At 69.3% G+C, this 16,522-nt stretch carries 15 protein-coding genes and 4 pseudogenes; 16 read left to right on the top strand and 3 right to left on the bottom strand.

Going from position 1 to position 16,522, the window contains the following annotated elements; translation table 11 throughout:
- Window positions 1-88: 88 nt before the first annotated feature.
- The gene (locus P3102_RS17040) at window positions 89-379 is read left to right on the top strand and encodes an iron chelate uptake ABC transporter family permease subunit (protein WP_276371212.1); all 291 of its coding nucleotides are present in this window, start codon (window positions 89-91) and stop codon (window positions 377-379) included.
- Here P3102_RS17040 and P3102_RS17045 read toward each other — a convergent pair.
- Window positions 315-1,211, bottom strand: a complete 897-nt coding sequence (locus P3102_RS17045; protein WP_276370456.1) for a DMT family transporter — start codon at window positions 1,209-1,211, stop codon at window positions 315-317. The genes P3102_RS17040 and P3102_RS17045 overlap by 65 nt on opposite strands.
- Window positions 1,212-1,253: 42 nt before the next feature.
- Between P3102_RS17045 and P3102_RS17050 the strand changes: the two genes are divergently transcribed.
- The 3 genes from P3102_RS17050 to P3102_RS17060 all read left to right on the top strand — a co-directional run bounded on the left by P3102_RS17050 (window position 1,254) and on the right by P3102_RS17060 (window position 3,722).
- Window positions 1,254-1,778, top strand: coding sequence for a DinB family protein (locus P3102_RS17050; RefSeq protein ID WP_276370457.1), 525 nt, complete (start codon window positions 1,254-1,256; stop codon window positions 1,776-1,778).
- A gap of 17 nt (window positions 1,779-1,795) precedes the next feature.
- The gene (locus P3102_RS17055; protein WP_276370459.1) at window positions 1,796-2,506 is read left to right on the top strand and encodes an MBL fold metallo-hydrolase; all 711 of its coding nucleotides are present in this window, start codon (window positions 1,796-1,798) and stop codon (window positions 2,504-2,506) included.
- A gap of 112 nt (window positions 2,507-2,618) precedes the next feature.
- Window positions 2,619-3,722: an LLM class flavin-dependent oxidoreductase gene (locus P3102_RS17060; RefSeq protein WP_276370461.1), complete on the top strand. Its 1,104-nt coding sequence runs from the start codon at window positions 2,619-2,621 to the stop codon at window positions 3,720-3,722.
- A gap of 3 nt (window positions 3,723-3,725) precedes the next feature.
- Here the strand turns inward: P3102_RS17060 and P3102_RS17065 are convergent.
- Window positions 3,726-4,485: pseudogene (locus P3102_RS17065) on the bottom strand (IclR family transcriptional regulator).
- 110 nt (window positions 4,486-4,595) lie between these two features.
- Here P3102_RS17065 and P3102_RS17070 point away from each other — a divergent pair.
- Window positions 4,596-5,089, top strand: a pseudogene (locus P3102_RS17070) (4-hydroxy-2-oxovalerate aldolase); the annotation flags it as partial.
- Here the strand turns inward: P3102_RS17070 and P3102_RS17075 are convergent.
- Window positions 5,083-5,676 carry a TetR family transcriptional regulator gene (locus P3102_RS17075; RefSeq protein ID WP_276370463.1) on the bottom strand — a complete coding sequence of 198 codons (594 nt, stop codon included), beginning with the start codon at window positions 5,674-5,676 and terminating at the stop codon, window positions 5,083-5,085. The pseudogene P3102_RS17070 and the gene P3102_RS17075 overlap by 7 nt on opposite strands.
- A gap of 91 nt (window positions 5,677-5,767) precedes the next feature.
- Between P3102_RS17075 and P3102_RS17080 the strand changes: the two are divergent.
- The 11 genes and pseudogenes from P3102_RS17080 to P3102_RS17130 all read left to right on the top strand — a co-directional run bounded on the left by P3102_RS17080 (window position 5,768) and on the right by P3102_RS17130 (window position 16,449).
- Window positions 5,768-6,688 (top strand): annotated as a pseudogene (locus tag P3102_RS17080) (oxygenase MpaB family protein).
- A gap of 166 nt (window positions 6,689-6,854) precedes the next feature.
- Window positions 6,855-7,136: pseudogene (locus P3102_RS17085) on the top strand (LLM class flavin-dependent oxidoreductase); the annotation flags it as partial.
- 174 nt (window positions 7,137-7,310) lie between these two features.
- Window positions 7,311-9,326 carry a neutral/alkaline ceramidase gene (locus tag P3102_RS17090; protein WP_276370465.1) on the top strand — a complete coding sequence of 672 codons (2,016 nt, stop codon included), beginning with the start codon at window positions 7,311-7,313 and terminating at the stop codon, window positions 9,324-9,326.
- A 17-nt stretch (window positions 9,327-9,343) separates the two neighbouring features.
- Window positions 9,344-10,303: a sphingomyelin phosphodiesterase gene (locus P3102_RS17095; protein WP_276370466.1), complete on the top strand. Its 960-nt coding sequence runs from the start codon at window positions 9,344-9,346 to the stop codon at window positions 10,301-10,303.
- Between the two features lie 34 nt (window positions 10,304-10,337).
- A complete protein-coding gene (locus P3102_RS17100) occupies window positions 10,338-11,642 on the top strand; it encodes an MFS transporter (RefSeq protein WP_276370468.1) in 1,305 nt (434 codons plus the stop codon).
- On the top strand, window positions 11,639-13,039 hold the full coding sequence (locus P3102_RS17105) for an aminotransferase class V-fold PLP-dependent enzyme (protein ID WP_276370469.1): 1,401 nt from the start codon (window positions 11,639-11,641) through the stop codon (window positions 13,037-13,039). The genes P3102_RS17100 and P3102_RS17105 overlap by 4 nt, the downstream gene beginning before the upstream one ends.
- 75 nt (window positions 13,040-13,114) lie before the next feature.
- Entirely contained in the window at window positions 13,115-13,546 is a 432-nt protein-coding gene (locus tag P3102_RS17110) for an SRPBCC domain-containing protein (protein ID WP_276370471.1), read from the top strand.
- Window positions 13,536-13,871 (top strand): metalloregulator ArsR/SmtB family transcription factor, encoded by a 336-nt coding sequence (locus tag P3102_RS17115; protein WP_276370472.1) that lies wholly within the window; start codon window positions 13,536-13,538, stop codon window positions 13,869-13,871. Before P3102_RS17110 ends, P3102_RS17115 begins: the two co-directional genes overlap by 11 nt.
- Complete coding sequence (locus tag P3102_RS17120) at window positions 13,868-14,317, top strand: SRPBCC domain-containing protein (RefSeq protein WP_276370474.1); 450 nt, start codon at window positions 13,868-13,870, stop codon at window positions 14,315-14,317. The genes P3102_RS17115 and P3102_RS17120 overlap by 4 nt, the downstream gene beginning before the upstream one ends.
- Window positions 14,314-15,006 carry a DUF899 domain-containing protein gene (locus tag P3102_RS17125; RefSeq protein ID WP_276370475.1) on the top strand — a complete coding sequence of 231 codons (693 nt, stop codon included), beginning with the start codon at window positions 14,314-14,316 and terminating at the stop codon, window positions 15,004-15,006. Before P3102_RS17120 ends, P3102_RS17125 begins: the two co-directional genes overlap by 4 nt.
- Before the next feature lie 21 nt (window positions 15,007-15,027).
- The gene (locus P3102_RS17130) at window positions 15,028-16,449 is read left to right on the top strand and encodes an AMP-binding protein (RefSeq protein ID WP_276370477.1); all 1,422 of its coding nucleotides are present in this window, start codon (window positions 15,028-15,030) and stop codon (window positions 16,447-16,449) included.
- Window positions 16,450-16,522: the final 73 nt, after the last annotated feature.

Genomic DNA, 16,522 nt, shown 5'->3' on the forward strand with positions numbered 1-16,522 from the left:
TTGGTCTACGGCAGAAGGCTTTCCCTGCTGGAGATGGGTGGACGACTCGGCCAAGGGGCTCGGCGTGCCGGTGCAGCGGAGCCGGCTCGTGCTCCTCGGGATCAGTGTGGGGCTGTGTTCGATCGCCACGGCCGCCGCCGGCGCGATCGCGTTCCTGGCGCTCACCGCGCCTCAACTGGCGAAGCGGCTCACGCGGTCTTCGGGCCCGGGGCTCGCCGCGGCGGCGCTGATGGGCATGCTCCTGCTGGTGACGAGCGATCTGATCACCCAGCAGTTCCTCGCCGGCCTGCCCGTCGGGCTGGTGACCGGGGCGATCAGCGGCCTGTATCTGGCCTGGCTCCTGGTTTCCCGGCGCGGGGTCGGCCGGGTTGCGCGCTGACCGGCTCGATCGGCGCCGGTTCGCCGAAGCGGGTCAGCGCCAGCGCCGCCGACACCGCGAGCACGAACCCGACCGCCGCCACGGCCGTGAACCCCGGTCGCGTGGTGTCGCCCAGCACGACAACCCCGATGAGCGAAGGGAAGACGGTCTCGCCGATCACCATCATCGCGGTCGAGGTGGTGACACTGCCGCGGTGCAACGCGGTGGCGTAGAACAACATCGCCAGCGCGCCCGCCACGCCCAGGGTGTAGACGGCGGGGTCGGTCAGCAGATCCGGCGGGGCGAGACTGGTGAGCACTCGGCCGGAAAGGGCGACCACACCGAAGCACAGGCCCGCGATCAGACCCAGCGCCGGCGTCCGGATCCGCCGCGGCGCGCGGCCGGCGAACATTCCCGCCGTGCCGAGTACGACCACCGCGCCGATCAGCACGAGCCGGAAACCCGGCCCGGTCGCCGACGAGCCCTCGCTCTCCGCCGACATGCCGAGCAACGCGAGCCCGGCGCAGACGACGGCGACCGCCGTCCACTCGCGACGTCCCAACCGGACGCCGAGTGTCCTCGCCGCGACCGCGGTCACGGCGAGGCTTCCCGCCAGCGCCGCTTGGACCACGAACAGCGGCAGCACGCGCAGAGCGGCGAGCTGGGCGACGAACCCGAGCACGTCCAGCGCCAGCCCCGCGACGAACTTCCACTGCCGCAACACCCGCACGAGCAGCCGGGGATCGACGCGGTCCTCGGTGCCCGAGGTCGCTTTCGCGGCGATCGCCTGCAGCACCGAAGCGACGCCGTACGCACAGGCCGCGAAGAACGCGCAAACCAATCCCCACCACATGGATCATCAGCCTAGACCCGTTCCGCTGTGTACAGTGGCCATATGTCGAACACGAGTTCGAGTGCCGCCGAGCCGGTGGCGCGAGCCTGGCCGGACGGGGTCGCCGAGGACGAAGCCGGGATCCAGTGGGACTTCCTGCGCTTTCTCCGCGCCACCGCGGTGAACAAGGTCGCCGGGCTGACCAGGGAGCAGGCGGCCGCGACGCCGCTGCCGGCGTCCCAGCGGATGAGCGCGCTGGGACTGGTCAAGCATTTGACCGCCGTGGAGCGCTGGTGGCTCTCCATCGAAGCGGGCGGTGCCGAGCTGCCTTCGCTGTGGGACGGCTCACCGGATCCGAGCTGGGACCTGACCGAGGACGACGACCCGCGTTCGGTCGTCGAGGCGTACCGCGCGGAGTGGATGCTCTCGGAGTCGTCGCTGGCCGGGATCTCGCCGGACGACCGCGCGCGCCGGTCGGGGAAGTTCACCGTCCGGTGGGTGCTCGCGCACGTCGTTCAGGAAACGGCGCGGCACGTCGGGCACCTGGACATCTTGCGAGAGCTGGCCGACGGGACCACGGGGGAGTAGCGCCGTAAGGTGTGCACATGGCTGACAGGCTGTACTTCCGGCAATTGCTCGCGGGCCGTGACTTCGCGGTGGGGGATCCGGTCGCGACGCAGATGGTCAACTTCGCCTATCTGATCGGCGACCGGGAGACGAACGAGGCCGTCGTCGTCGACCCGGCGTACGCGGTCGGTGATCTGCTCGATCTGCTGGAAGCCGACGGCATGCGGCTGACCGGAGTCCTCGCGACACACCACCACCCCGACCACGTCGGCGGCGAGATGATGGGATTTTCGCTGCCGGGGATCGCGGAGTTGCTGGAGCGCGTCCAGGTACCGATCCACGTCAACACCGCCGAAGCCGAATGGGTCCGCCGGATCACCGGTGTCTCGGGGACCGACCTGCGCTCGCACGAACACGACGAGGTGCTGGAGGTCGGCGCGGTGCCGATCCGGCTGCTGCACACGCCGGGACACACGCCCGGCAGCCAGTGCTTCCTGGTCGACGGGCGGCTCGTCTCCGGGGACACGCTGTTCCTCGAAGGCTGCGGCCGGACCGATTTCCCCGGCGGTGACGCGGACGCGATCTTCCGGAGCCTGCACTGGCTCGCCGGGCTGGACGGGGATCCGGTCGTCTACCCGGGTCACCAGTACTCCGCCGAGCCGTCGGCGAACCTTTCGCGGGTGAAGGACACGAACTTCGTGTACCGGCCGAAATCGCTGGAGGAATGGCGGTCGATGTTCGGCGGCTGACCGCGTCCCGTTTCCGCAATCAGGTGACCAATTGCGGGAGAAGGCGTCCGGATCGCGGGACGCGGGGCTCGCTGGTTGACCAGTCCGGCTCCGGGAGCCGAAGCTCGGAACCGTGACGCTCAAGCTGCATTGGTTCCTGCCCACCACCGGTGACGGCCGGACGATCGTGGAGCATTTCCACGCCAGCCGCGCCGCCGGGGCGTCCGCCGCCCGCGAGCCGAGCCTCGACTACCTCGCGCAGGTCGCCCGCGCCGCCGAGGCCAACGGCTTCGAGGGCGTGCTGACGCCGACCGGGACCTGGTGCGAGGACGCGTGGCTGACGACGGCCGCGCTCATCCGCGAGACGAGCACCCTCAAGTTCCTCGTCGCGTTCCGGCCGGGAACGGTGTCGCCGACGCTGGCCGCGCAGATGGCCGGAACGTTCCAGCGAATCTCGCGAGGACGCGTGCTGCTCAACGTCGTCACCGGCGGCGACGCGGTCGAGCAGCGCCGTTTCGGTGACTGGCACGGCCACGACCAGCGTTACGCGCGCACCGGCGAGTTCCTCGAAATCGTGCGCGGTGTGTGGAGCGGCAAGCCGTTCGACTACGCGGGCGAGCATCTCGAAGTCGAGGGCGCGACCACGCGAGCGGTGCCCGATCCGGTACCGCCGATCTACTTCGGTGGCTCGTCCGCGGCCGCGCTCCCGGTCGCGGCGAGACACGCCGACGTCTACCTGACCTGGGGCGAGCCGCCCGCGCAGGTCGCGGAAAAGATCGCCAAGGTCCGCGAACTCGCCGACGAGCAAGGACGGAAACTCCGGTTCGGCATCCGGCTGCACACCCTTTCCCGTGACACGTCGGCGGAAGCCTGGGCGGAGGCGGGAAAGCTGCTGGAGGCGATCGATCCCGAGCGGATCGCCCACACGCAGGAACAGTTGTCCGCCAGCGAATCCGTGGGCCAGCAGCGGATGGCCGCGCTGCACGGCGGGAAGACCGACGGCGGTGTCCGCGGTCTGGAGATCCACCCGAACCTGTGGGCCGGGATCGGCCTGGTGCGCGGCGGCGCGGGCACCGCCCTCGTCGGCAGTCACGGGGAGGTCGCCGACCTCATCGAGGAGTACCACGCGCACGGCATCGAGGAGTTCGTCCTCTCCGGGTACCCGCACCTGGAAGAGGCGTACTGGTTCGGAGAAGGCGTGCGGCCGGAACTGCTCCGGCGAGGGCTCGTCGCGTAGCCGTCAGAGCGTGCGGGACAACGCCAAAGCGGCGGTCCGTACCGCGGGCGCGACCCGGTTGGTGTGCATGCGATTCGCCCAGCCGGAGATCGACAACGCCGCACCCCTTGCGCGTCGAGCAGTGGGCTCGCCGCACAGACGACCCGACGCCGGATTCCTCGCGTTTGAACGCGATTCCTTCGCCGTGGATCTTGGCGAGCTGACGGCGCAGCAGGCCGGCGGCGGTGATCGTCCGCACGCTGATCCGCGGCAACCCGGCGTCGATCACTTGTGTCACCACGGATTCCGGGGAAAACGCGAGGATCGCCTTGCCGACGCCGGTGGCGTGCGCGGGAAACCGGCCGCCGATCCGGGACGGCAGCGATGGCGCGTCGGGTCCCCGCAGGATGTCGAGGTAGACGACCTCGGTGCCCTCCAGGACCGCCAGGTGCACGGTGTTCCTGGTCGCCTCGCGGAGATCGGCGAGATACGGCCGCGCCGCCTCGACCGGTCCACGGCGCCGCACCGCGAGCTGGCCGATTTCGAACAGTTCCAGCCCGAGCCGCAGGGTGGCGTCCTCGCGTTCGAGCAGCCCGGTCGCGACCAGCCGCCCGGTGAGCCGGTGGACGGTCGACTTCGCCGGTCCGGTCCGCCGCGTCGGCTCGGAAACGCCGAGCGCCTCGTCGCCGGGACGGAAGGCCGAAAGCAGCGCGGAGATCCGGGCGGCGCCGAGGCCGTCCGCTCCGGTTCGTTCCGGGTCGTCGTTCCGCTCAGCGGCACGCATGGGTCGAGTGTGCCCCCTCCGCTCGGGGAGCGTCACCTGGCATGGGGCAACGGAAAGCGGTGGCCGCGATCGTCGGTCCCGGGAACATCGGCACCGACCTGCTCGCGAAGCTCCTGGAGGACGCGGGTGAACGCGTCACCGCGCTGGTGGCGGAATTCGGGGACCAGGCCCAGGTCGGCTACCACGGACACCAGAATCTGAGCTTCGGCGTCGCGAACTTCGCCGTCGCCTACCGGGCGGGTGCGCGGCGGATCGACGGTTCGCTCGTGGCGCTCGGCGCGGGCGCGGGCAACTCGCCGACCGAGGTCCTCGCGGCGACGTTCGAGCGGCTCGGAATCCGCACCGGCGTCGACAAGGACGTGCTGATGGACCCGGCCGAAAACGTCGTGAAGCCTTACATCACGCGGCTCCGGTGATGGACCGCTCGTCGATCGTGCAGGGATTCGCCGGGGTGTATTCGAGTTTCCTGCTGCGCGCCGCCGAGCGCTACGACGTTCCGGCGCACGAAATCCTTTATCGCGTCGGTGCCGCGAAATACGTGGGCGGCCAGGAGGACATGATCATCGACATCGCCCTGCGGTTGGCCGCCGAACGCGGTCAGGGTCGACGGTCGGCCCCGAGGACGAGGCGGACGCAGTGGTCGATCAGGCGCTCGCGGCTGACCTTGAGCGAGCCGTCGAGGTAGGCGATGAACACGTTGCTCAGCGCGCCGACCAGCCCGATCGACGTCATCCGCCGCTCGGCCGCGTCACCGTGGGACAGCTGCCCGCTGACCAGCTCGGCGAAGGAGGGGAGGAGTGCGATCCCGCGGGTGGTCAGCGCGGGATCGGTGATCGGCGCGAGCAGGAGCACGCGGCCTTTGCGCGGATCGTCGAGCATCAATTCGACGAAGGCGCGGACGGCGGCCTTCGCCCGTTCGGCGGGTTCGGCCGTGTCGCTGACGGCGTCGACGAGCGCTTGCCGCGCCTGCTCGCCGATGTGCTCGTAGACCGCGACGACCAGTTCCTCGCGGTCGGTGAAACTCTCGTAGAAGTACCGCTCCGTCAGCTTGGCGTGACGGCACACCGCGCGGACGCTCATCCCGGCACTGCCTTGGGTACCGAGCAGGTCGAGGCCCGCGTCGACGAGTTGTCCCCGTCGCGCGGCCCTGCGGTCGTCCAGGGTCGTGCCTGCCCAGCTCCGGCCGGCCATGATCGGCTCCTCTTGTTGACTACGACCGTTGTCAAATTCTGACCTGACAACAGTTGTCGTCGATTTAACCAGCTCAGTCAGAAGACCGGGGATGACACCACCGCGGCCACTCGGACCGGATTCGCTGACCTGGAAGTAACTTCGGCGACTGGCGCGGGGTGCTCATCGCGCTCTGGGCCGGATCCATGCAGAACATGCACCCCGGCCTGGGCGCGGGTGTGGCGGAGCATTCGCGGTTCTTCGAGGAGCGCTGGCAGCGGCTGTTCCGCTCGCTGTACCCGATCGGGGGAGTGGTCTACGACGGCCCGCGCGCCCGGCAGACCGCGCTGGAGGAGCACGGCTACCACGATCGGATCAAGGGCGTCGACGAACACGGGCGGCGCTATCACGCGCTCGACCCGGACACGTTCTATTGGGCGCATTCGACGTTCTTCGTGAGCGCCATCCGCATCGCCGACAACTTCTGCGGCGGGATCGGCGAGGCCGGGAAGCGGAAGCTGTTCGACGAGCACGTCCAGTGGTACGAGATGTACGGCATGAGCATGCGCCCGGTGCCGGAATCGTGGGAGGACTTCCAGCTCTACTGGAAACGCATGTGCGAGGACGTCCTGGAGGACAACAAGGCGCCCCGCCACGTCCTCGAGATCCAGGCCCTCGCCAAACCGCATTTCCTGCCCTGGCTGCCGGGTTTCGCTTGGAATCTCGTCCGCGGGCAGGTGGCGCGGAATTTCGTCTGGCTGACGATCGGCCTGTGCGACCCGACGATCCGCGAGCGGCTCGGCCACCCCTGGACCGAACGCGACGAGCGACGCCATCGCCGCGTGGGAAAGCTGATCAACGCGTGTTCACACTGGTCCCGCGCGATCGCCGCTACCACCCGCGTGCCAGGGCGGTCTGGCGCCGGGAGCGTGGCGAACCGGCCCCGGACGCGCCGGTGGTCGAGACCCCCGCGAGGAACCTTCCGCCGCTTTCGGAGCGGGGCAAACCCGAGCACTACTCACCGAACGTCTGACGGGAGCCGAGGGGTGGTCCGTGAAGGCCTTCTTGAGGGACTCTTGGTCCCTCAAGGAGGCCTTCACGGAATTCAAGACCGGTGCCCGTCGCGGTCAGGGAGCGACCACCTCGCCTCAACGGCAATACGTCGATCACCACCTACCAGGGATTCTCGATGAAGCTTGGTCGGTGGCATGGGCGCGAAATCGGTCAACTTCCACCACGACGTCTTCGCCCGGATGGGGTACGAGGACGTCGCGGACCGGGTCCAGGAGCTGTACCTGGCCGGGCGCGAAGACGAGGCGATCGCCGCGATCCCGACGTCGCTCGTGGAGGACATCTCGCTGATCGGGACGGCGGAGAAAATTCGCGACGAGGTCGCCGCGTGGGAGGAGACCGTGATGACGACGCTGCTTCTGCGAGGCGATGCCGCCACGCTCACGAAGGTCGCGGAGTCCCTGTCGTAATCGCGGCTGAAAGCTACGCGGTACCCGCGCCCTGCCTGCCTCAAGAAGGAACCCTGCGCCGAATCGCGCACGAAGTGGCCCGGCCTTTGGCGGGTTGCGACAGTGAGGCCCATCACGTAGCGTCCCCGCCACGAACATGAAGTCGGTTCATGTTCGTCGCGGGAGGTGCGACTCATGACGGTGAGCCGGAGGCGGGTTCTGGCGGGCGCGGCGGCGGTGCCGCTCGCGGCGGGCGTGCTCGGCGCCCGAAGCGCCGCAGCCGCACCACAGCAGGGTTTCCGCGTCGGCGTCGGTCTCGCCGACGTCACCGGTCCGGCGGCCGAGAACGGCATGATGGGCTACTCGATGCCGCAGCAGCAGACCGCCGGCATCCACCTCCGCACCCGCGCGCGGGCTTTCGTAATCGACGACGGCGCCAAGCGGATCGCCTTCGTCACCGCCGACCTCGGCGCGCTGTTCCAGTCCGTCCACCAGGGCGTGCTGCGCAAGCTCCAGGCCGCGTACGGCGACCTGTACACCGCGCAGAACGTGCTCCTCAACGCCACGCACACCCATTCGGCGTGTGGCGGGGATTCCCATTACGCCGCTTACGATCTGGCGATCCTCGGCTTCCAGCAGCAGGTGTACGACGCGCACGTCGACGGGATCTTCGAAGCGATCGGCCGGGCGCACGCGAACCTCGCTCCCGGGTCGATCCGGCTCGGTCGCGCCGAACTGACCAAGGCGAGCGTCAACCGCTCCCGCGAAGCCTTCGACCTGAACCCGAAGGCGGACAAAGACCACTTCCCGCAGGCGATCGACCCGGCCGTCACGGTGCTGCGGTTCAGCCAGAACGGTGTCGACGTCGGCGCGATCGGCTGGTTCGCCACGCACGGTACGTCGATGAGCAACGGCAACCGGCTGATCAGCGGCGACAACAAGGGTTACGCCGCCTACGCATGGGAGCACGACCACGCCGGCGTGCGTTATCTCGACGGGAACCCGCGGTTCGTCGCCGCGTTCCCGCAGACCAACACCGGCGACATGAGCCCGAACCTGAACCTCGGACCCGGCACATCCGAAACCGAGTTCGAGAACACCCGCACCATCGGCGACCTCCAGTTCCGCGCGGCCAAGAGCGCTTTCGACGCGGCCCCCGAAGCCGTGACGGGGGGAGTCGACCACCGGATGTGCTACGTGGACATGTCCGACGTCGCCGTCGACGCGAAGTACACGCCGAACGGGCGGCCGCAGCGCACGTGCACGGCCGCGATCGGCGTGTCGATGCTGGCGGGGAGCCGCGAGGACGGCCCCGGCCTCCCGCTCCCGGAAGGCGTGAAGAACCCGTTCGTCGACTGGCTCGGCGGCATCGACGCGCCGATCCCGCAGGCGCTCGCCGACGCGCACGCGCCGAAGGTGATCGCGGTGCCGTTCGGCGCGATGAAGCCGTATCCGTGGACGCCGGAGGTCCTGCCGCTGCAGCTCGTCCGGATCGGGCAACTGCACCTCGTGGCCGTGCCCGCCGAGCCGACCATCGTCGCGGGGCTGCGCCTGCGCCGGACCGTCGCCGCCGAACTCGGTGTCCCGCTGGAGAACGTGCTCGTCCAGGGGTACGCGAACGCGTACAGCCAGTACGTCACCACACCCGAGGAGTACGACTCGCAGCAGTACGAGGGCGCGTCCACCCTGTACGGCCGCTACACGCTTCCCGCCTATCAGCAGGAATTCGCCAGGCTCGCGGCCGCGATGAAGGCGGGGACGACGGTTCCGCACGGGCCGGTGCCGCGAGATCTGCGCGGCAAGCTGATCAACTTCCAGCCCGGGGTCGTGTTCGACAGCGCGCCCGCGTTCAAGGGCTTCGGAGACGTCCTGGCCGACGCGAAGAGCACCTACGCGCGCGGTGAACAGGTCGCGGTCGAGTTCGTCACCGGGCATCCGAAGAACGACCTGCGGCGCGGTGGCACGTTCCTGGAGATCCAGCGGCTGGTCGAGGGCAAGTGGACCAGGTACGCCGACGACGGCGACTGGGACACGAAGTACCACTGGGCGCGTACCTTCGTCGCCGAATCGAAAGCCGTCGTCCACTGGAAGATCCCCGCGAACGCCCCGATCGGCAAATATCGCGTGGTCCACTTCGGCGATTGGAAAAACGGCTGGAACGGGGCGATCTCCGCGTTCAGCGGAATCTCGCGGACGTTCGTCGTCTCCTGACCCGGGAAGGATCCTTCGTGCGGAAGCTCGCCGTACTCGCCATCGCCGCCGTGATGTTCGCCGGAACCGCCGTGCCCGCCCAGGCCGCGGTCTCGGTGAAGGTCATGGCGTTCAACATCTGGCAACTGCCCTGGATCGCCGGTCCGAACACGGCGGACAGACAGGCCAGGGCTCGTGCGGCCGAGGACGTCATCCGCGCGAACGACGCCGACGTCGTCGTCCTGGACGAGGCTTTCAGCGCCCAGGCGGAGGAAATGCGGAACCGGCTGAAGGATGTCTGGCCGCATCAGACCCCGCTCGTCGGCCAGTACTGTGGCACCTCGCCGGGCTGGACCACGGTGAACGGGAACTGCTCGAATTCCCCCGTCGTGGTCAACGGCGGGGTCACCGTGCTGAGCAAGGCACCGGTGACCCACCAGCACCAGCTGGTCTTCCGCCATTCCCACTCCGGCACCGCGGACCACCTGTCCAACAAGGGTGCCGCGCTCGCCCGGCTGGTGGTCGCCGGCAAGCCGCTCTGGGTCGCCGGCACCCACCTGCAGGCCGACGAGGGGCCGGAGACGCTGCCGAAGGCGCACGACGTCCGGATGGCGCAGCTCGGCGAGATCCGGGACCTGGTCACGAAGTACGCGCCCGCGGCCGAACCGGTCGTCGTCGCCGGCGACCTGAACATCGAGTACCGGGCGGGACAAGCGCGCAAGGACTCGCTCGGCCGGACACAGGTCCAGCAGGGTGAAGCCTTCCTGGGCGGCGTCCTCCGCACGACGGGCGAAGGCTCGTACACCTTCGACGCGGTCACGAACCCGAACGCGGCGAAATCCGTTCCGGCGACCTACCGTGACTCGCTGGACTACGTCGGCGCCGTACGCGCGGGCGGCCGTCCACTCGCCGCTGTCGGCCCGGTACGGCTCGTGCATTACGACGGTGGCACGATTCCCTCCGACCACTACCCGGTGGTGGCCAAGATCCAATACTGAGGCCTGCATCGGGTGAATCGCCTCGAGGAGGATCATGGCATCGCTGCCAGCACGGACGAGGTACCGCTACTCGCTCGGCTCGTTCGTCACCGGCGCTTTCGGCACCGTTCCCGGCCTGCTCCTCCTCAAGTACCTCACCGACACGATGGGCGTCGCGGCGGGGGTGGCCGGTCTGATCGTGTTCGTTCCCAAAGCGTGGGACGTGCTCTTCAACCCGATCGCGGGGCGGTTGTCGGACGCGGACATGGTCCGCACGGGCAGCCGTCGCCGGTTCCTGCTCTACGGCGGCATCGGCGTCTCGATTCTGTTCGCGGCCCTGTTCGCGCACCCGGGACTCGGGGGCCCGGTACCCGACGCGATCTACGTGATCGTCGTGTTCCTGTTGTGCGCCACCGCGTACGCGTTCTTCCAGGTGCCGTTCAACGCCCTGCCCGCCGAGCTGACGGACTCGGCCGAAGAGCGCACGAAGCTGACCAGCGTCCGGATCGGCTTCCTCGCGGTCGCCATCCTGGTCTCCGGCGGGGGCGCACCCGCGATCACCGAGCTCATCGGCGGTGTCGCCGGATACCGCTTCATGGGCCTGTTCATCGCCGTGGTCATTTTGCTCGCGACGCTCGGCGTGTACTTCGGCCTGAAAGACGCCCCCGTCGGCGCGCTGCGGCCGAACACGGTGAGCCCGCGTGCACTGCTCCGGACGCTCGCGGGATGGCGGCCGTTCCGCTGGCTGCTCGGGGTGTACTTCATCCAAGCGCTCGGCATCGGCACGGTGCTGGCCGCGATCCCGTACTTCGCGGAGCGGATCCTCGGCAGTTCGGGTTATTCGACGGTGCTGTTCGTCGGGTTCGTCGGCCCGGCACTGCTCACCATGCCGCTGTGGCCGCGACTCGGGGCGAGCGTCGGGAAGCTGGCCGGGTTCCGGATTGCCACCGCCGCGTTCGGCGTCGGCCTGCTCGGGCTCCTCGGCGCCGAGGTGTTCCCGTTCGCCGTCACGATGGTGTTCGTCGCCTTCTGCGGTGTCGGCTACGCGGGGATTTCGGTGTTCCCGCTGGCGATCCTGCCGGATCTGATCAGTGATGAGGAGGGACGGACCGGCGAGACCAGGGCCGGGGTCGCGGCCGGCGTCTGGACGGCCTCGGAGACGCTGGGGCTCGCGCTCGGACCGGGCCTGTGGGGGGTCGTGCTGCAGTTCGGTGGGTACCAGTCCGGCCTCGACGCCAAGACCGCGCAGCCGGACAGCGCGCTCACGGCGATCCTGCTCGGCGCGTCGATCCTCCCGGCCGTGCTGATCGTGCTGGGCATCCCGCTGCTGCGCAGGTCGGTGCTGGAGCGCCGGTCGTGACTGCCGAGGACGTGCTGAAGGAGCTGCGGGAACTGCGCGCGGGCGACCTGCCCACGCACGGGGGCCGGACGCTCGCGTACGTCTACGACAGCGGTCTGTCCGAAGTGGACCGACTCGGCGCGGCGGCGCACGCGCTGGCCTCGTCGGCCAACGGCCTGGATCCGACCGCTTTTCCCAGCCTGCTGCGGATGGAGAACGACCTCGTCGGCACCGCCGCGCGCCTGCTGGGCGGCACGGCGGAGACGGCGGGCTCGGTGACCTCAGGTGGCACCGAGTCGTGCATGCTCGCGGTCCTGGCCGCCCGCGACGCGCGTCCGGACGTGTCTTCGCCGAACATCGTGCTGCCCACGACCGCGCATGCCGCGTTTCACAAGGCGGCGCATTTCTTCGGTGTCCGCGTGGTTTCGGTACCGGTCGATCCGGTGACCTTCCGCGCCGTTCCCGAGGCGATGGCCGCCGCCGTCGACGACAACACGGTCCTCGTCGTCGCGAGCGCTCCGTCGTACGCCCACGGCGTGCTGGACCCGATCCCGGAGATCGCCGCGCTGCTCGACGGTGTCCGCTTCCATGTCGACGCCTGCATCGGCGGCTGGGTGCTGCCGTACCTGGGATCCGGCCCGTTCGGCTTCGGCGTTCCCGGCGTCACCAGTGTCTCGGTGGACCTGCACAAGTACGCCTACTGTCCGAAAGGCGTGTCGGTTCTCTTGCACGCCAACGCCGGCCTTCGCCGTCCGCAGTACTTCGCCAGCGCCGACTGGCCCGGCTACACGATGCTGAACACCACGCTGCAGAGCACACGGTCCGGTGGCCCGCTCGCCGCGGCGTGGGCGGTCGTGCGCCATGTCGGCGACGAGGGTTACGCGAAGCTGGCCTCGGCGGCACGCGACGCGGCCGTGGAAATCCGTGCCGGGATCGAGGCGCTCGACGGCTTGCGCGTCCTCGGCGATCCGGTCTCGACCCTGCTTTCGTTCACCGTGACGGACGGTGCCGGCTTCGACCTGTTCACCGTCGCGGACGAGATGCGGGAGCGGGGCTGGTACGTCCAGCCGCAGTTCGCCCACGAATGCTCGCCCGCGAATCTGCACCTGACCGTTACGGCCGCGAACCGGGGGAGCGAGAAGGACTTCCTGACCGATCTCGCCGCTTCGGTCGTGGCTGCCCGGGAGGCCGGGCCGGTCGTCGTCGACCCGCGCGTGGCCGAGTTCGTCGCCGCGCTGGACCCGGCGACGTTGACGCCGGAACAGTTCGCCGGGCTGCTGGCGGCCGCGGGTCTCGGCGGTGCAACGGGCCTGCCCACCCGGATGGCGGAGATCAACACCTTGCTGGCCACCGCGTCCGGTCCGTTGCGCGAGCGGCTGTTGCTGGAGTTCCTCGGCGCGCTGTACACGGCTTCCTGATCCGCCCTTGACGCAATCATTCGGTTGCTATACAAAGATATAGCAACCGAATGATTGCTACTTGAGGAGGCCGTCGTGGGATTCCCCGACCGGATCGAACGCACTGTCGAGATCGCCCATCCGCCCGCGAAGGTCTGGGCCGCGCTGACCACGGCCGAGGGCCTGGGCACCTGGTTCGGGAACCAGGCGAGCATCGATCTGCGGCCCGGTGGTGAGGCCGAGATGAACTGGGACGAAGGGCACAAAGCACAGATGCGCGTCGAGCGTGTCGAAGAGCCGAAGATCTTCGGCTTCACCTGGAACATCTACGGTCTCCCCGACGACGACCCTCGCCGCACCTACGTCGAGTTCACCCTCGAACCGGCCGGCGCGGGCACCCGGCTCACCGTCGTCGAGTCCGGCTTCTCCCAGCTGCCGGACGAGGCGCACCGGGTCGCGGTCGACGGGAACACGAAGGGGTGGGCGGCCGAACTGGGTGAACTGATCGAATACCTCGATGCCGCCTGACACCGAAGCGATCGCCGAACAGGTCTTCGTCGCACTGGCCGACCCGAGCAGGCGGAGCGTTCTCGCCGTCCTCGCCGCGGACGGCCCGGCCACGGCGACCGATCTGGCCGACCGGCTGCCGATCACGCGGCAGGCCATCGCCAAGCACCTCGCACTGCTCACCGACGCCGGGCTGGTGATCCCGGAGCAGGGGGAGCGGCGTCGCGTCCGCTATCGGCTGCACTCGGCGCCGATGCAGGTCGCCCAGCAGTTCCTCGCCGCGCTCGCCCGCGACTGGGACGGGCCGCTCGCGGCACTCAAAGACCATCTGGAGGGAACATCATGAGTTTCACGATCGGTTTCACCGTGGACCGGACACCACAACAGGTCTTCGACGCCTTCACCGACGTCCGCGGGTGGTGGTCGGAGGAGGTCGTGTACGCCGGCGACGAGTTCGAGTACCACTACGAGGAGCTCCACCACTGCCGGATGCGGATCACGGAGTCCGTGCCGGGCCGCAAGGTCTCCTGGCTGGTCCTCGAGAACCACTTCGGCTTCACCCGCGACGAGACGGAGTGGCTCGGCACCACGATCACGTTCGAGATCGCCGAGAAGGACGGCAAGACCGAAGCACGCTTCACCCACCACGGGCTGGTCCCGGAGTACGAATGCTTCGACGTCTGCCGCAAGGCATGGACCTTCTCCGTCGGCACCAGCCTGCGGGAACTGATCACGACCGGCGAAGGACAGCCGAACCGGCGAAGTGTCCTGCCCGCGGAGCTGGCCGGATGAACATCGTCTCGCCGGCGGAATGGGAAGAGGCGCGGCTTCGCCTGCTGGTGAAGGAAAAGGAACTGACCCACGCCCGTGACGCACTCGCGGCCGAACGGCGGCGCATGCCGTGGGTCGCGATCGGGAAACCGTACGAGTTCGACGGTCCATCCGGCACGGTGGACCTGCTCGACCTGTTCGAAGGACGCCGCCAGCTGATCGTCTACCGGGCCTTCTTCGATCCCGGTGTCGAGGGTTTTCCCGAGCACGCCTGCAAAGGCTGCTCACTGGTGGCCGACCAGGTCGCGCACGTCGCGCACCTGAACGCCCGCGACACCACCTTGGCCTTCGCCTCGCGGGGCACGCAACCGGACATCGCGCGGCTGAAGGCGCGGATGGGCTGGACGATGCCGTGGTACACGATCACCGGCGACTTCGACGTCGACTTCGGGGTCGGCGAATGGCACGGCACCAACGCCTTCATCCGCGAAGGCGACCAGGTGTTCCGCACGTACTTCGTCAACGATCGCGGCGACGAGGCGATGGGGAGCACGTGGAGCTACCTCGACATCACCGCGCTGGGACGGCAGGAGGAGTGGGAGGACTCGCCGGTGGGACATCCGCAGACGCCGCCGTACGAGTGGTGGAACTGGCATGACGCCTACGAGGATGCCGCTTCGTCCGGCGGCGGGTGCTGCTCGGGGTCTTGACCTCGGACTAGGGTCCGACCGGTGGAGAGCCTGTTTCTGACCCGGGTGCTGGACGCGCTGCGTGCGGGGGGCGACGAGGTGCTGTTCCTCCAGGATGGCCGGGAGACCGGCTATGCGCGGGCACTCGGCCTGGTACGCCGGATGTACGCGGGGCTGCCGGAACGCGGAGTGGTCGCCATCGACGCCGGCAACCGGCCGGAAACCGTCCTCCTGCAGATCGCCGCACAGCTACGGGGTTCTACAGTGCTGCTCGTCGCCGCCTCGGCGAGTTCGCCGGATCGCTTGGCCGCGGTCGAGGCCGCCGGGGTCACGACCCTGGTGACCGAGCAGCCGGCGGACTGGCCCGCCGGCGACGCGCGGGTGAGCACACTCGACGAACTGGTGGACCGCGACGGTACCGACCCGGTGGCACTGCCGGCGTCGGTCTCGGTCATCTTCCCCACCGGCGGTACCACCGGGACGCCGAAACTCATCCGGCACAGCGGGATCTACGACGGGATGGCGCAGATCTTCGCGCCGGATCCGGCGGGGCCGGGACGCACGCTGCTGATCGCGCCGATGACGCACATGACCGGCAACGCCACCGTGCTCGGGGCGATCCTGCGGCGGGAGAGTGTCGTGCTGCTGCGGGGCTTCGACGCGGGCGCGGTGCTGGACGCGATCGCGGAACACCGGATCACCACGCTGTCCCTCACGCCAGCGCGCCTGGCCGAGGTGCTCGACCATCCGGCCATGACGTCCACCGACGTCAGCAGTGTGCGGCAGCTTTCGCTGGGAGCCGCACCGCTTCCGCCGAGACGGCTGGCCCAGGCCCTCGAGGTGTTCGGACCCGTGGTCGGGCAGGGATACGGGCTCACCGAGGCGCCGATGATCGCGAGCATCTCCGCGGCGGAGCTCGGCGGGCGGCCGGAGCGGCTCGAGTCCGTGGGCCGGATCGTGCCGGGGATGGAAGCCAGGATCGACGACGGGGAGGTCCTGGTGCGTGGCCTGGCCATGATGGTCGGCTACCACGGGTCGGCGCCGATCGGGGACGGCTGGCTGCGGACCGGTGATCTCGGGCGGTTCGACCACGAGGGGTACCTCTACCTGCTGGACCGGGCGAACGACGTCATCATCACCGGCGAGCACGGCACCAAGGTGTACTCGACCGTGGTCGAGAACGCCCTCGCGCGGCATCCGCTGATCCGTTCCGTGGCCGTTTTCGGTGTGCCCGGTGACGGCGGCGAGGGCGAGCGGGTCCACGCCGTGGTGGTGCCCGTCGTCCCGGGAGCGCTGACGGCCGAAGAAGTCCGGGCGCACGCCAGGGAGTTTTTCGGACGAGAGCATTTCGTACCGTCCGATGTGGATTTCGCCGACGCGCTGCCGCTGACGGCGATCGGCAAGGTCGACAAGCGGGCGCTCCGGGCGCCGTTCTGGTCCGGGCACCGCCGCCACATCGCCTGACCGCGCCGCACACGCGTGTCGTCCGTCCCGGCACGTGTGTCGTCCCACCGAGCACGCGAAACCGCCACTCGCG

Origin of the sequence: Amycolatopsis sp. QT-25 (assembly GCF_029369745.1) — a bacterium.
Taxonomy (GTDB): Bacteria; Actinomycetota; Actinomycetes; order Mycobacteriales; family Pseudonocardiaceae; genus Amycolatopsis.